The organism is Streptomyces sp. NPDC111656, assembly GCF_055656965.1.
This window is the reverse complement of record NZ_JBVKCA010000003.1, coordinates 537628-552627: the sequence shown is the minus strand read 5'-3', so window position 1 is coordinate 552627 and position 15000 is coordinate 537628. Positions and strand designations below refer to the sequence as shown.

Below are 15000 nucleotides of genomic sequence, written 5' to 3'. Positions count from 1 at the left end.
CGCCGTACTCCGGTGTCCCGTGCTCTCAGCCCCTACCCGACCAGGCCGTGCGCATCATGAAGACGAAAGTTTCCATTTGTGAGTGAGACAACGCATGACGGAGTTGTCGCGGTGAGCGACCGTCCGTCCCCCGATGACGGGCTCTCCGCGGCCGACCTGGCCGACAAGTACGGGCTCGCGGTGAGCGGCGCCCGGCCCGGACTCGTCGAGTACGTGCGTCAGCTGTGGGGGCGGCGGCACTTCATCCTCGCCTTCTCGCAGGCGAAACTCACCGCGCAGTACAGCCAGGCCAAGCTCGGTCAGCTGTGGCAGGTGGCGACGCCACTGCTGAACGCGGCCGTGTACTACTTCATCTTCGGCGTGATCCTCAAGGCCAGCCGAGGCATGTCGCACGACACCTACATCCCGTTCCTCGTGACCGGTGTGTTCGTCTTCACGTTCACGCAGAGCTCGATCATGGCGGGCGTCCGTGCGATCTCGGGCAACCTGGGGCTGGTGCGCGCGCTGCACTTCCCGCGCGCCTCGCTGCCCATCTCCTTCGCGCTTCAGCAGCTCCAGCAGCTGCTGTTCTCGATGATCGTGCTGTTCGTCGTGGTGATCGGTTTCGGCAGCGTGCCGGGTCTGTCCTGGCTGCTGATCGTCCCGGTGCTGGTGCTGCAGTTCCTCTTCAACACCGGCCTCGCGCTGATCGTGGCGCGCATGGGCGCCAAGACGCCGGACCTCGCCCAGCTGATGCCGTTCATCCTGCGGACCTGGATGTACACCTCGGGCGTCATGTTCTCCATCAGCAACATGCTCGTCGGACGGCCCGAGTGGTTCATCCGCGCGCTCCAGGTGAACCCGGCCGCGATCTACATGGACCTGATGCGCTTCGCCCTCATCGACGGCTACGGCGCCTCGAACCTGCCGCCCCATGTGTGGGCCATCGCCACCTTCTGGGCCGTGGTCGTCGCCGCCGGCGGGTTCGTGTACTTCTGGAAGGCGGAAGAGAGGTACGGCCGTGGCTGAGCAGACATCCCACATCCCGACCGTGATCGCGGACGAGCTGCACATCGTCTACCGCGTGAACGGCGCCAAGACCGGCAAGGGCAGCGCCACCGCCGCCCTCAGCCGCATCATCAAGCGCGGCGAGGAGCGGGGCGTACGCAAGGTGCACGCCGTCAGGGGCGTCTCCTTCACGGCCTACCGCGGCGAGGCCATCGGCCTGATCGGCTCCAACGGCTCCGGCAAGTCCACGCTCCTGCGTGCCATCGCCGGTCTGCTGCCCGCCGAGAAGGGCAAGGTCTACACCGACGGTCAGCCCTCGCTGCTCGGCGTGAACGCGGCCCTGATGAACGACCTCACGGGCGAACGCAACGTCATATTGGGCGGGCTCGCCATGGGCATGTCCCGCGAGCAGATCAGGGAGCGCTACCAGGAGATCGTCGACTTCTCGGGCATCAACGAGAAGGGCGACTTCATCACCCTGCCGATGCGCACCTACTCCTCCGGCATGGCGGCGCGGCTGCGCTTCTCCATCGCGGCCGCCAAGGACCACGACGTCCTCATGATCGACGAGGCCCTCGCCACCGGAGACCGCTCCTTCCAGAAGCGCTCCGAGCAGCGGATCCGCGAGCTGCGCAAGAGCGCGGGCACGGTGTTTCTGGTCAGCCACAACAACAAGTCGATCCGCGACACCTGCGACCGCGTGCTCTGGCTGGAGCGCGGTGAGCTGCGGATGGACGGTCCGACCGAAGAGGTCCTCAAGGAGTACGAGAAGTTCACGGGCAAGTAGCTCGTAGTACGCAGGGCCCCGCCGCAACGATTCGGCGGGGCCCTGCGTCTGCAAAGGAAACGCCAACTCCTGCTGGCCTTAGGAATCTTGACACCAATCGGTGTGTTGTTGTGATGTGCAGGACACCCCGACGAACCTTGCTGCGTTGTACAACGTAAGCTGTACCGGTGCTGAATCGCGGCAAGTGGGGCGATACTGCGCGACACCCGGCACCGGCGCGCCGAGCGGAGTCCCGGGCGGCGTGTCCGAAAAGGGCACTATTGGGTCGGCAGTGTAGAACGGGAGATGTGACGGCAATGGCTACGGAAACTCTCCAGCTCCGCGACGCGTGTGCCGTCCCCGCGCCGGGCGGCGAGCGGTGACCCAAGCCGGTACGGCGCGCACGGGTGAGACGGAGCGCGGAACGCTCGACAAGGCCGCGGGCGAGAACTTCCCCGTGGCACCCTTCTTCCTGCCCCAGGCCTGGCGCGACGATCTGATGGCCGTCTACGGCTTCGCGCGCCTCGTCGACGACATCGGTGACGGCGACCTCGCCCCGGGCGGCGCGGACGCCAGGCTGCTCGGCGTGTCGCCCGAAGAGGCCGAGGACCGTCTCGTCCTCCTGGACGCCTTCGAGGCCGACCTGCACCGCGTGTTCGACTCGACGCCGCACCACCCGCTGCTGCGCCGCCTGCAGCCCACGGTCCGCCGCGCGGACCTCACCCCCGAACCCTTCCTCGGGCTGATCGCGGCCAACCGCCAGGACCAGCTGATCAAGCGCTACGAGACCTATGACGACCTCGTGGCCTACTGCGAGCTGTCCGCCAATCCCGTCGGCCGCCTGGTGCTGTCCGTCACCGGCACCTCCACGCCCGAGCGGATCCGCCACTCGGACGCGGTGTGCACGGCGCTGCAGATCGTCGAGCACCTCCAGGACGTCGCCGAGGACCTCGGCCGCGACCGCATCTACCTGCCGGCCGAGGACATGAAGCGCTTCCATGTCCAGGAGGCGGACCTCGCCACGGCCACAGCGGGCGCATCGGTGCGCGCGCTGGTTGCCTACGAATCAGAACGCGCGCTCCACCTCCTGAATGAAGGCACCCCCCTCGTGGGTAGCGTCCACGGCAGGTTGAAGCTGCTGCTCGCGGGGTTCGTGGCAGGGGGAAGGGCGGCGATCCGCGCGATCGCCGCCGCCGAATACGACGTACTTCCCGGCCCGCCCAAGCCCGGCAAGCTCCAGTTGCTGCGCGAGGTGGGAGTGACTCTGCGAGGAGAGGGGTGATCCGGACCGTGGAGTCGGAACAACACGTGTCCGCACCGGTACTCGCCGCTTACAGCTACTGCGAGGCAGTGACCGGTCAGCAGGCTCGTAATTTCGCCTATGGCATCAGACTTCTGCCGACGCCCAAGCGTCGTGCGATGTCGGCGCTCTACGCGTTCTCACGGCGTGTCGACGACATCGGCGACGGCGCGCTGGCAACGGACGTGAAGGCGGCGCGGCTCGAGGACACCCGGGCTCTGCTCGCCCGGGTCCGCGAGGGCCGGGTCGACGAGGACGACACCGACCCGGTCGCGGTCGCCCTCAGTCACACCGCCGCGTACTTCCCGGTGCCGCTGGGTGGCCTCGACGAACTCATCGACGGCGTCCTGATGGACGTACGCGGTGAGACGTACGAGACCTGGGACGACCTGAAGGTGTACTGCCGGTGCGTGGCCGGGGCGATCGGGCGGCTCTCGCTCGGCGTGTTCGGTACGGAACCGGGGGCGCGCGGCGCCGAGCGCGCGCCGGAGTATGCGGACACGCTCGGGCTCGCGCTCCAGCTCACCAACATCCTGCGGGACGTACGGGAGGACGCCGCCGGCGGTCGCACCTATCTGCCCGCCGACGACCTCGCGAAGTTCGGCTGCTCGGCCGGGTTCAACGGCCCGACCCCGCCCGAGGGCTCCGACTTCGCGGGCCTCGTCCACTTCGAAGTGCGACGGGCCCGCACCCTTTTCGCCGAGGGCTACCGGCTGCTGCCCATGCTCGACCGGCGCAGCGGCGCCTGTGTCGCGGCCATGGCCGGCATCTACCGGCGGCTCCTCGACCGCATCGAGCGGGAGCCGGAGGCCGTGCTGCGCGGCCGCGTCTCGCTGCCGGGGCGCGAGAAGGCGTACGTCGCCGTGCGCGGCCTCTCCGGTCTGGACGCCCGGCACGTCTCCCGGCGTACCGTCAGGAGGCGTACCTGATGGACAATATGGGCCAAGGTGATTCCACCGGCGAAAAGCGGCACGCAACCCTCCGGCGCCGGGCGGCGTCCCTGACTGCGATGGCCTGCCGTGCACCGTTCAATCACCGCGGCACGGCCGCTGGGGAGGGTGCACGATGAGCGAGGACACGCAGCCCACGGGGGCCTCGGGCCGCCCGGAAGGGGCCGACGCCGTAGTGGTCGGCGGCGGGCTGGCCGGAATCACCGCCGCGCTCGCACTGGCCGACGCCGGGGTGCGTGTCACCCTGCTCGAAGGCCGGCCGCGGCTCGGCGGGCTCGCCTTCTCCTTCCAGCGCGGCGAACTCACCGTGGACAACGGACAGCACGTGTATCTGCGCTGCTGCACCGCCTACCGCTGGTTCCTCGACCGCGTCGACGGGGCCTCGCTCGCGCCCCTGCAGGATCGTCTCGACGTGCCCGTTCTCGACGCCGAGGCGAAACCCGGGCGGCGGCTCGGCAGAATCGGCCGCAGCGCGCTGCCCGTACCTCTGCATCTCGCGCGCAGCCTGGCGACCTATCCGCATCTGTCGCTCGCCGAGCGCGCCAAGGTCGGCCGTGCCGCACTGGCGCTCAAAGCGCTCGATCTCGACGATCCGGCCCTCGACGACCAGAACTTCGGCCAATGGCTCGCCGCACACGGTCAGTCGGAGCGTGCCGTCGAGGCACTGTGGGACCTGGTGGGGGTCGCCACCCTCAACGCGGTGGCCGGCGACTCCTCGCTCGGGCTCGCCGCGATGGTGTTCAAGACCGGTCTGCTGTCCGACCCGGGCGCGGCCGACATCGGCTGGGCGCGCGTCCCGCTGGGCGAACTGCACGACACGCTGGCCCGCAAGGCGCTCGACTCCGCGGGCGTGCGTACCGAAGTCCGTACACGCGTCACCTCCATCTCCCTTAACGAGAACGGGCGTTGGAGCGTTCAGGTTCCCGGTGAGACGTTCGACGCCGACACCGTCGTCCTCGCCGTACCCCAGCGTGAGGCGCACGATCTGCTGCCCGAGGGAGCGCTCGACGCCCCCGAACGGCTGCTGGAGATCGGCACCGCGCCGATCCTCAACGTCCATGTCGTCTACGACCGGAAGGTGCTCGCGCGACCGTTCTTCGCCGCCCTCGGCTCCCCGGTGCAGTGGGTCTTCGACCGCACCGACGCGTCCGGACTGGGAGATGGGCAGTACCTCGCCCTGTCGCAGTCGGCCGCCCAGGACGAGATCGACGAACCCGTCGCCGTGCTGCGCGAGCGCTATCTTCCGGAGCTGGAGCGCCTGCTGCCCGCCGCGCGCGGCGCGGAGGTGAAGGACTTCTTCGTGACCAGAGAGCGCACCGCGACGTTCGCCCCCACCCCAGGCGTCGGGCGGCTGCGGCCGGGCGCTCGCACCAGAGCTCCCGGCCTGTATCTGGCCGGCGCGTGGACCGCCACCGGGTGGCCCGCGACCATGGAGAGTGCGGTCCGCAGCGGCGCCGGTGCGGCGCGAGCCGCACTGGGCGCCCTGGGCCGGCCCCGCGACCACCTCCTCGCGTTCGAGGAGGCGGCCTGATGCTCGACGAGCGCGCGGCAGACCCCCGCACCCCCGGTACCGCAACAAGAGGAGAGACTGTGCCCACTGTGCCCCCGGCCGACAAGGCTGCCGACGCGGTGGACGTGACCGCGCTCCTGGAGCGCGGCCGGACCCTGGCCACACCGGTGCTGAAGGCGGCCGTCGACCGCCTGGCGTCACCCATGGACACCGTCGCCGCCTACCACTTCGGCTGGATCGACGCCCAGGGCAATCCCGCGGACGGCGACGGCGGCAAGGCCGTACGCCCCGCGCTGGCCGTGCTCTCCGCGCAGGCCGCCGGTGCCGCCCCCGAGGTCGGCGTGCCCGGCGCGGTCGCGGTCGAGCTGGTGCACAACTTCTCCCTGCTGCACGACGACCTGATGGACGGCGACGAACAGCGCCGCCACCGCGACACCGTCTGGAAGGTGCACGGCCCCGCCCAGGCGATCCTCGTCGGCGACGCCCTGTTCGCGCTGGCCAACGAGATCCTCCTCGAACTCGGCACCGTCGAGGCCGGCCGCGCCACCCGCCGGCTGACCAGCGCCACCCGCGCCCTCATCGACGGCCAGGCCCAGGACATCTCCTACGAGCACCGCGACCGCGTCAGCGTCGAGGAGTGCCTGGAGATGGAGGGCAACAAGACGGGCGCCCTGCTCGCCTGCGCCTGCTCCATCGGCGCGGTCCTCGGCGGCGCGGACGACCGCACCGCGGACACGCTGGAGAAGTACGGCTACCACCTCGGCCTGGCCTTCCAGGCCGTCGACGACCTCCTCGGCATCTGGGGCGACCCGGAGGCCACCGGCAAGCAGACCTGGAGCGATCTGCGCCAGCGCAAGAAGTCCCTGCCGGTCGTGGCGGCGCTCGCCGCGGGCGGGCCCGCCTCCGAGCGGCTCGGTGAACTGCTCGCCGAGGACGCCAAGGCCAGCGACTTCGAGAACTTCTCCGAGGAGGAGTTCGCCGTGCGCGCTGCGCTCATCGAGGAGGCGGGCGGCCGCGAGTGGACCGCCCAGGAGGCGCGCCGCCAGCACACCATCGCCATCGAAGCCCTGGACGCCGTGGAGATGCCCGACCAGGTGCGGGCCCAGCTCGTGGCGCTCGCCGACTTCGTCGTCGTACGGAAGAGATGATCACTATCGGTCGAATAAACCTCGCGTAGTCGCCGGCCGGTGCCGCGGAGGACACACGCACCGGCCGACGGCGGACCCAGCAGAGTCGTACCACTGCACGAAGGGGAAGCCATGACAGCGACGACCGACGGAAGCACCGGGGCACTGCCGCCCCGCGCTGCCGCGGCCAGCGAAATCCACCCAGAGACGACTCCCGTGGCGGCCGGGACAGTCGAGACCCGAGACGTCGCCACGCACGCCATACAGCGCGCCACCGATTTCCTGCTCTCACGGCAGGACGCGGAGGGCTGGTGGAAGGGCGACCTCGAGACGAACGTCACGATGGACGCCGAGGACCTGCTCCTCCGTCAGTTCCTGGGAATCCGCGACGAGACGACCACGCGCGCCGCCGGACTGTTCATCCGCGGCGAGCAGCGCGAGGACGGCACCTGGGCCACCTTCTACGGCGGCCCCGGCGAACTCTCCACCACCATCGAGGCGTACGTCGCCCTGCGGCTGGCCGGGGACGGCCCGGACGAGCCGCACATGGCGAGGGCGGCCGCCTGGATCCGCGAGCGGGGCGGCATCGCCTCGGCCCGCGTCTTCACCCGGATCTGGCTCGCCCTGTTCGGCTGGTGGAAGTGGGACGACCTGCCCGAACTCCCGCCGGAACTCATCTACTTCCCGAAGTGGATGCCGCTCAACATCTACGACTTCGGCTGCTGGGCGCGGCAGACGATCGTGCCGCTGACCATCGTCTCGGCGAAGCGCCCGGTGCGGCCCGCGCCGTTCCCGCTCGACGAGCTGCACACCGACGCCGACCACCCCAACCCGGTCAAACCCCTCGCTCGCGTGGCGAGTTGGGACGGGGCCTTCCAGCGTCTCGACAAGGCCCTGCACCAGTACCGCAAGGTCGTCCCGCGCAGGCTGCGCCGGGCCGCGATGAACACGGCGGCGCGCTGGATCATCGAACGGCAGGAGAACGACGGCTGCTGGGGTGGCATCCAGCCACCCGCGGTGTACTCGGTCATCGCGCTGCACCTGCTCGGCTACGACCTCCAACACCCCGTGATGCGTGAGGGGTTGGCGTCGCTGGACCGGTTCGCCGTCTGGCGCGAGGACGGCGCCCGGATGATCGAGGCCTGTCAGTCGCCGGTCTGGGACACCTGCCTCGCCACCATCGCGCTCGCCGACGCGGGCCTGCCCGCCGACCATCCGCAGCTGGTCAAGGCCGCGGACTGGATGCTCGGCGAGGAGATCGTGCGGCCCGGGGACTGGGCGGTGAAGCGGCCCCACCTTCCGCCCGGGGGTTGGGCCTTCGAGTTCCACAACGACAACTACCCCGACATCGACGACACCGCCGAGGTCGCCCTCGCGCTGCGCCGCGTCCGCCACCACGACCCGGAGCGCGTCGAGCACGCCATCGGGCGCGGGGTGCGCTGGAACCTCGGTATGCAGTCCAAGGACGGCGGCTGGGGCGCCTTCGACGTCGACAACACCAGCGCCTTCCCCAACCGGCTCCCGTTCTGCGACTTCGGGGAGGTCATCGACCCGCCGTCCGCCGACGTCACCGCCCATGTGGTGGAGATGCTCGCGGTCGAGGGGTTCTCGCACGACCCGCGCACCCGCCGGGGCATCGAGTGGCTGCTCGCCCACCAGGAGCCGGACGGCTCGTGGTTCGGGCGCTGGGGCGTCAACTACGTCTACGGAACGGGGTCGGTGCTCCCGGCGCTCGTGGCCGCCGGACTGCCCGCCTCGCATCCGGCGATCCGCCGGGCCGTCGCCTGGCTGGAAACCGTCCAGAACGACGACGGCGGCTGGGGCGAGGACCTGCGCTCCTACCACGAGGTCGCCGAGTGGAGCGGACGCGGCGCCTCGACCGCCTCCCAGACCGGCTGGGCGCTGCTCGCCCTGCTGGCCGCGGGGGAACGGGACTCCAAGGCGGTGGAACGCGGGATCGCCTGGCTCGCGGAGACCCAGCTGGCGGACGGCTCCTGGGACGAGCCGCACTTCACCGGCACCGGGTTCCCGTGGGACTTCTCGATCAACTACCACCTCTACCGGCAGGTCTTCCCGCTCACCGCGCTCGGCCGCTATGTCCACGGTGAACCGAGCTTCGTCCACGGCGAGTCGTTCGCCGAGGTCAAGGGGGGTTGATGAGCACAAAGCCCGATCCGGCCCCGCTGCTGATCGCCTGCGCGCTCGGCATCGAGCACCTCGCCCTGCGCAGCGGCGACCGCACCGGGGCCGACGGGCCCGTCACCGTGCTGCGCACCGGCATGGGGCCCAAGGCCGCCGAACGTTCGCTCACCCGGATCCTGGCCGACCCGGCGCTCAGCGAGGCCGCCGTCCTGGCCACGGGCTTCTGCGCGGGGCTCGCCCCGGGCATGCACCCCGGTGACCTGGTGGTCGCCGAGGAGACCCGGGACCCACGCGGCAGCACCCCGTGCGTGGGCACCGAACTGCTGGTCAAGGAACTACTGCGTACCGTGCCCGGGCGCACCGTCCACACCGGGCCACTCACCGGCTCCGATCACGTCGTCCGAGGTCACGAGCGGTCTGATCTGCTCGCGACCGGCGCGATCGCCGTCGACATGGAATCCGCGGCCACGCTCCACAGCGCCGTGCGAGCGGGCGTGCGCCCGGTTGCGGCCGTACGGGTGGTCGTGGACGCTCCAGAACATGAACTCGTCCGAATCGGCACAGTACGCGGTGGAATATCAGCTTTCCGTGTTCTTCGTGCCGCCCTTCCCGCTTTCTTTGAATGGCACCGTTCTTTGTTGCTCCCCCGGAGGTGAGCCAGATGGCCATGCCGCTTCGGCAGTCCATGAAGGTCGCTGCGTACCTGTTTGAACAGAAGCTCAGGAAGCGGGACAAGTTCGCGCTGCTGGTCGAATTGGAACCCCTCTTCGCCTGCAACCTCAAATGTGAGGGCTGCGGCAAGATCCAGCACCCGGCGGGGGTGCTCAAGCAGCGCATGCCCGTTGCCCAAGCCGTGGGAGCGGTCCTCGAATCCGGCGCGCCGATGGTGTCCATCGCCGGCGGCGAACCGCTGATGCACCCGCAGATCGACGAGATCGTGCGGCAGTTGGTGGCCAAGAAGAAGTTCGTCTTCCTGTGCACGAACGCGCTGTTGATGCGCAAGAAGATGGACAAGTTCAAGCCCTCGCCGTATTTCGCCTGGGCCGTGCACATCGACGGGCTGCGCGAGCGGCACGACGAGTCGGTGGCCAAGGAGGGCACCTTCGACGAGGCGGTCGCGGCCATAAAGGAGGCCAAGCGGCGTGGCTTCCGGGTCACCACCAACTCGACCTTCTTCAACACCGACACCCCGCAGACCGTCATCGAGGTCCTCAACTTCCTCAATGACGACCTGAAGGTGGACGAGATGATGCTCTCGCCCGCCTACGCCTACGAGAAGGCGCCCGACCAGGAGCACTTCCTCGGCGTCCAGCAGACCCGGGAGCTGTTCAAGAAGGCCTTCTCGGGCGGTAACCGGCGCCGCTGGCGGCTCAACCAGAGCCCGCTCTTCCTGGACTTCCTGGAAGGCAAGGTCGACTTCCCGTGCACCGCTTGGGCGATCCCGAGCTACTCGCTCTTCGGCTGGCAGCGGCCCTGCTACCTGATGAGCGACGGGTACGTGCAGACGTACAAGCAACTCCTGGAGGACACCGACTGGGACTCCTACGGGCGAGGCAAGGACGAGCGGTGCGCGAACTGCATGGCGCACTGCGGCTACGAGCCGACCGCCGTCCTCGCCACGATGGGCTCCCTCAAGGAGTCGATCCGGGCCGCTCGCGAGACCTTCACGGAAAGCCGCGGGTGACGACATGACCGCCGTTTCCTTGGGCCTCCCCGAGGTGCCGGTCCGACCGATCGCCGAACGCCGTGTGTCGCGGCGGATCCAGGTCGGAGCGGTGGCGGTCGGGGGCGGAGCACCCGTTTCGGTGCAGTCGATGACGACGACGCGTACGTCGGACATCGGTGCCACCCTGCAGCAGATCGCGGAACTCACCGCGTCCGGCTGCCAGATCGTGCGCGTCGCCTGCCCCACGCAGGACGACGCGGACGCGCTTGCGACCATCGCCCGCAAGTCCCAGATCCCGGTGATCGCGGACATCCACTTCCAGCCCAAGTACGTGTTCGCGGCCATCGACGCGGGGTGTGCGGCGGTGCGGGTGAACCCGGGCAACATCAAGCAGTTCGACGACAAGGTCCGCGAGATCGCACGGGCCGCCGCGGACGCCGGGACGCCGATCCGGATCGGGGTCAACGCCGGGTCGCTCGACCGGCGGCTGCTGCAGAAGTACGGCAAGGCGACCCCCGAGGCGCTGGTCGAGTCGGCGCTGTGGGAGGCGTCGCTCTTCGAGGAGCACGGGTTCCGGGACATCAAGATCTCGGTGAAGCACAACGATCCGGTGGTGATGGTCAACGCGTACCGGCAGCTCGCCGCCCAGTGCGACTATCCGCTGCACCTCGGTGTGACGGAGGCCGGTCCGGCGTTCCAGGGCACGATCAAGTCCGCCGTCGCCTTCGGGGCGCTGCTCAGCGAGGGCATCGGGGACACCATCCGGGTCTCCCTGAGCGCCCCGCCCGCCGAGGAGGTCAAGGTCGGCCTCCAGATCCTGGAGTCGCTGAACCTGAAGCAGCGCCGCCTGGAGATCGTCTCGTGTCCGTCCTGCGGACGCGCCCAGGTCGACGTCTACAAGCTGGCCGACGAGGTCACGGCCGGTCTGGAGGGGATGGAGGTCCCGTTGCGCGTCGCGGTCATGGGCTGCGTCGTCAACGGCCCCGGCGAGGCGCGGGAGGCGGACCTGGGGGTCGCCTCCGGCAACGGCAAGGGGCAGATCTTCGTCAAGGGCGAGGTCATCAAGACCGTGCCCGAGTCGAAGATCGTCGAGACCCTCATCGAGGAAGCGATGAAGATCGCCGAGCAAATGGAGAAGGACGGCGTCGCCTCCGGCGAACCCGCCGTCACCGTGAGCTGATCAGCACGGACCGAGAGGGGGCCCGAGCGTGACGATTCTGGAGAGCATCCGGGGACCACGCGACCTGAAGGCGCTGTCCGAGGCGGACGTCGGTGAACTGGCGGATGAGATCAGGGAGTTCCTGGTGCACGCGGTCGCCAGGACCGGCGGTCACCTCGGACCCAATCTGGGGGTGGTGGAACTCTCCATCGCGCTCCACCGGGTCTTCGAGTCACCCGTCGACCGCATCCTGTGGGACACCGGCCACCAGAGCTACGTACACAAGCTGCTGACAGGACGCCAGGACTTCTCCAAGCTGCGCGGAAAGGGTGGCCTGTCCGGCTATCCCTCGCGTGAGGAGTCCGAGCACGACATCATCGAGAACAGCCACGCCTCCACGGCGCTCGGCTGGGCGGACGGGCTCGCCAAGGCCCGTCAGGTGCAGGGCGAGAAGGGACATGTCGTCGCGGTCATCGGCGACGGCGCGCTGACCGGCGGCATGGCGTGGGAGGCGCTGAACAACATCGCCGCCGCCAAGGACCGTCCGCTGATCATCGTCGTCAACGACAACGAACGCTCGTACGCGCCGACCATCGGTGGCCTCGCCAACCACCTCGCGACCCTGCGGACGACCGACAGCTACGAGAGGGTCCTCGCCTGGGGCAAGGACGTACTGCTGCGCACCCCCGTCGTCGGACACACCCTCTACGAGTCGCTGCACGGCGCGAAGAAGGGGTTCAAGGACGCCTTCGCGCCGCAGGGCATGTTCGAGGACCTGGGGCTCAAGTACGTCGGGCCGATCGACGGGCACGACGTCGGGGCCGTGGAGTCCGCGCTGCGCCGCGCGAAACGTTTCCACGGGCCGGTGCTGGTGCACTGCCTGACCGAGAAGGGGCGCGGTTACGAGCCCGCGCTCGCGCACGAGGAGGACCACTTCCACACGGTCGGCGTGATGGATCCGCTGACGTGCGAGCCGCTGGCGCCCTCGGGCGGGCCGTCCTGGACCTCGGTGTTCGGGGACGAGATACTCCGGATCGGCGAGGAGCGGGACGACGTCGTGGCGATCACGGCGGCCATGCTGCACCCGGTGGGGCTCGGGAAGTTCGCCGAGCGGTTCCCCGACCGGGTGTGGGACGTCGGGATCGCCGAACAGCACGCCACGGTGTCGGCGGCCGGGCTCGCCACCGGCGGTCTCCACCCGGTCGTCGCCGTCTACGCGACCTTCCTCAACCGGGCCTTCGACCAGCTCCTCATGGATGTCGCGCTGCACCGCTGCGGAGTGACCTTCGTGCTGGACCGGGCGGGGGTCACCGGCGTCGACGGGGCCTCGCACAACGGCATGTGGGACATGTCGATCCTCCAGGTCGTGCCGGGCCTGAGGATCGCCGCGCCGCGCGACGCCGACCAGCTGCGGGCCCAGCTGCGGGAGGCGGTCGCCGTCGACGACGCGCCGACGCTGATCCGCTTCCCGAAGGAGTCGGTGGGCCCCGCGATCCCGGCGGTCGACCATCTGGGCGGCCTCGACGTCCTGCACCGCTCCGACGACATCCCGCAGGTCCTCCTGGTCGCCGTCGGCGTGATGGCGCCGGTCTGCCTCCAGGCGGCCGAGCTGCTGGAGGCCCGTGGTGTCGGCTGCACGGTCGTCGACCCGCGCTGGGTCAAACCCGTCGACCCCGCGCTGCCCGGCCTCGCCGCCGAGCACCGGCTCGTCGCGGTCGTCGAGGACAACAGCCGGGCGGCCGGCGTCGGCGCGGCGGTCGCGCTGGCGCTCGGGGACGCCGAGGTCGACGTGCCCGTACGGCGCTTCGGAATCCCGGATCAGTTCCTCGCGCACGCCAAGCGCGGGGAGGTGCTGGCCGACATAGGTCTCACGCCCGTCGAGATCGCCGGGCGGATCAGCGCCGGTCTGGCCGTCAAGGACGCGCTGTCGAAGGACATGCCGTTCGAGGATGAGTTGTCCAAGGAGAAACAGGAATGACCGACCCTGTGGAGAAGGGGGAGTTCGACCTCGGCGCGCTCCTCGCCGAGCGCGGAGCCGAGCGCTACGAGCTGCACACCAAGTACCTGAACCACCAGCTCCCGCGCATGCTGCACACCATCGGCTTCGACAAGGTGTACGAGCGGGCCGAGGGCGCGCACTTCTGGGACGCGGACGGCAACGACTACCTGGACATGCTCGCCGGGTTCGGAGTGATGGGTTTGGGCCGTCACCACCCCGTCGTCCGCAAGGCGCTGCACGACGTCCTGGACGCCTCGCTCGCCGACCTCACCCGCTTCGACTGCCAGCCGCTGCCCGGGCTCCTCGCCGAGAGGCTGCTCGCCCACAGTCCCCACCTGGACCGGGTGTTCTTCGGCAACAGCGGTACGGAGGCGGTGGAGACCGCGCTCAAGTTCGCCCGGTACGCCACCGGGAGGCCGAGGATCCTCTACTGCTCCCACGCCTTCCACGGGCTGACCACCGGCTCGCTGTCCGTCAACGGCGAGGACGGCTTCCGCGACGGCTTCGCCCCGCTGCTGCCCGACACCGCCGTTCCGCTCGGTGACCTGGACACTCTGGCCCGGGAGCTGAAGAAGGGGGATGTCGCCGGGCTGATCGTCGAGCCCATCCAGGGCAAGGGCGTGCACGAGGCCCCACCCGGATATCTGCGTGCCGCGCAGGAGCTGCTGCACCGGCACAAGGCGCTGCTCATCGCGGACGAGGTGCAGACGGGCCTCGGGCGGACCGGAGACTTCTACGCCTACCAGCACGAGGACGGCGTCGAACCGGACCTGGTGTGCGTGGCGAAGGCGCTGTCCGGCGGCTATGTGCCGGTCGGCGCGACGCTCGGCAAGGACTGGATCTTCAAGAAGGTCTACTCGTCCATGGACCGGGTCCTCGTGCACTCGGCGAGCTTCGGCTCGAACGCGCAGGCCATGGCGGCGGGCCTCGCCGTGCTCTCCGTGATGGAGAACGAACAGATCGTCGCCAACGCTCGGGCCACGGGAGAACAACTCAGGTCCCGGCTCGCGGCGCTCATCGACAAGTACGAGCTGCTGAGCGACGTACGGGGCCGGGGCCTGATGATCGGCATCGAGTTCGGTCGGCCCAAGTCGCTCAAGCTGCGCAGTCGTTGGACCATGCTGCAGGCCGCGCGCAAGGGCCTGTTCGCGCAGATGGTCGTCGTCCCGCTGCTCCAGCGGCACCGCATCCTCACCCAGGTCTCCGGCGACCACCTGGAGGTGATCAAGCTGATCCCGCCGCTGATCATCGGCGAACGGGACGTGGACCGGTTCGTGGAGGCCTTCACCGACGTGATGGACGACGCGCACAGCGGCGGCGGCCTGATGTGGGACTTCGGAAAAACCCTGGTCAAGCAGGCGGTCGCCAACCGCTAGCCCTGCGGCACGAAGAGG

The 15000-nt window shown here is 69.6% G+C and carries 13 protein-coding genes; all 13 read left to right on the top strand.

Annotation, left to right across the window (positions count from 1 at the left end; translation table 11 throughout):
- Positions 1–78: 78 nt before the first annotated feature.
- The 13 genes from ACZ7M3_RS12730 (at position 79) to ACZ7M3_RS12670 (ending at position 14982) form a co-directional block, all read left to right on the top strand.
- Positions 79–1008, top strand: coding sequence for an ABC transporter permease (locus ACZ7M3_RS12730; RefSeq protein ID WP_472062893.1), 930 nt, complete (start codon positions 79–81; stop codon positions 1006–1008).
- Complete coding sequence (locus tag ACZ7M3_RS12725) at positions 1001–1774, top strand: ABC transporter ATP-binding protein (protein ID WP_351431203.1); 774 nt, start codon at positions 1001–1003, stop codon at positions 1772–1774. Before ACZ7M3_RS12730 ends, ACZ7M3_RS12725 begins: the two co-directional genes overlap by 8 nt.
- A 358-nt stretch (positions 1775–2132) precedes the next feature.
- Complete coding sequence (hpnC, locus tag ACZ7M3_RS12720) at positions 2133–3035, top strand: squalene synthase HpnC (RefSeq protein ID WP_472062891.1); 903 nt, start codon at positions 2133–2135, stop codon at positions 3033–3035.
- On the top strand, positions 3032–3982 hold the full coding sequence (gene hpnD, locus ACZ7M3_RS12715; protein ID WP_067361282.1) for a presqualene diphosphate synthase HpnD: 951 nt from the start codon (positions 3032–3034) through the stop codon (positions 3980–3982). The genes hpnC and hpnD overlap by 4 nt, the downstream gene beginning before the upstream one ends.
- A complete protein-coding gene (locus ACZ7M3_RS12710; RefSeq protein ID WP_351298823.1) occupies positions 3982–4122 on the top strand; it encodes a DUF6380 family protein in 141 nt (46 codons plus the stop codon). Before hpnD ends, ACZ7M3_RS12710 begins: the two co-directional genes overlap by 1 nt.
- The gene (gene hpnE, locus ACZ7M3_RS12705; RefSeq protein ID WP_472062889.1) at positions 4119–5534 is read left to right on the top strand and encodes a hydroxysqualene dehydroxylase HpnE; all 1416 of its coding nucleotides are present in this window, start codon (positions 4119–4121) and stop codon (positions 5532–5534) included. Before ACZ7M3_RS12710 ends, hpnE begins: the two co-directional genes overlap by 4 nt.
- A complete protein-coding gene (locus tag ACZ7M3_RS12700) occupies positions 5534–6661 on the top strand; it encodes a polyprenyl synthetase family protein (protein WP_079064752.1) in 1128 nt (375 codons plus the stop codon). Before hpnE ends, ACZ7M3_RS12700 begins: the two co-directional genes overlap by 1 nt.
- A 111-nt stretch (positions 6662–6772) precedes the next feature.
- Positions 6773–8797, top strand: a complete 2025-nt coding sequence (gene shc / locus ACZ7M3_RS12695) for a squalene--hopene cyclase (RefSeq protein WP_472062887.1) — start codon at positions 6773–6775, stop codon at positions 8795–8797.
- Entirely contained in the window at positions 8797–9438 is a 642-nt protein-coding gene (locus ACZ7M3_RS12690) for a phosphorylase family protein (RefSeq protein WP_472062885.1), read from the top strand. The genes shc and ACZ7M3_RS12690 overlap by 1 nt, the downstream gene beginning before the upstream one ends.
- A 5-nt stretch (positions 9439–9443) precedes the next feature.
- Positions 9444–10466: an adenosyl-hopene transferase HpnH gene (gene hpnH, locus ACZ7M3_RS12685; RefSeq protein WP_261685139.1), complete on the top strand. Its 1023-nt coding sequence runs from the start codon at positions 9444–9446 to the stop codon at positions 10464–10466.
- A 4-nt stretch (positions 10467–10470) separates the two neighbouring features.
- On the top strand, positions 10471–11628 hold the full coding sequence (gene ispG, locus ACZ7M3_RS12680) for a flavodoxin-dependent (E)-4-hydroxy-3-methylbut-2-enyl-diphosphate synthase (protein WP_095851337.1): 1158 nt from the start codon (positions 10471–10473) through the stop codon (positions 11626–11628).
- A gap of 28 nt (positions 11629–11656) precedes the next feature.
- Positions 11657–13585 (top strand): 1-deoxy-D-xylulose-5-phosphate synthase, encoded by a 1929-nt coding sequence (gene dxs / locus ACZ7M3_RS12675; protein WP_472062883.1) that lies wholly within the window; start codon positions 11657–11659, stop codon positions 13583–13585.
- Positions 13582–14982, top strand: a complete 1401-nt coding sequence (locus tag ACZ7M3_RS12670; RefSeq protein ID WP_472062882.1) for an aspartate aminotransferase family protein — start codon at positions 13582–13584, stop codon at positions 14980–14982. Before dxs ends, ACZ7M3_RS12670 begins: the two co-directional genes overlap by 4 nt.
- The last annotated feature ends 18 nt before the right edge of the window (positions 14983–15000 follow it).

What these genes read in the sequence shown, in the direction of transcription:
- ACZ7M3_RS12710 (WP_351298823.1), top strand. Translation starts at nt 3,982, where the DNA reads ATGGACAATATGGGCCAAGGTGATTCCACCGGCGAAAAGCGGCACGCA.
- hpnE (WP_472062889.1), top strand. Translation starts at nt 4,119, where the DNA reads ATGAGCGAGGACACGCAGCCCACGGGGGCCTCGGGCCGCCCGGAAGGG.
- ACZ7M3_RS12700 (WP_079064752.1), top strand. Translation starts at nt 5,534, where the DNA reads ATGCTCGACGAGCGCGCGGCAGACCCCCGCACCCCCGGTACCGCAACA.
- shc (WP_472062887.1), top strand. Translation starts at nt 6,773, where the DNA reads ATGACAGCGACGACCGACGGAAGCACCGGGGCACTGCCGCCCCGCGCT.
- ACZ7M3_RS12690 (WP_472062885.1), top strand. Translation starts at nt 8,797, where the DNA reads ATGAGCACAAAGCCCGATCCGGCCCCGCTGCTGATCGCCTGCGCGCTC.
- hpnH (WP_261685139.1), top strand. Translation starts at nt 9,444, where the DNA reads ATGGCCATGCCGCTTCGGCAGTCCATGAAGGTCGCTGCGTACCTGTTT.
- ispG (WP_095851337.1), top strand. Translation starts at nt 10,471, where the DNA reads ATGACCGCCGTTTCCTTGGGCCTCCCCGAGGTGCCGGTCCGACCGATC.
- ACZ7M3_RS12670 (WP_472062882.1), top strand. Translation starts at nt 13,582, where the DNA reads ATGACCGACCCTGTGGAGAAGGGGGAGTTCGACCTCGGCGCGCTCCTC.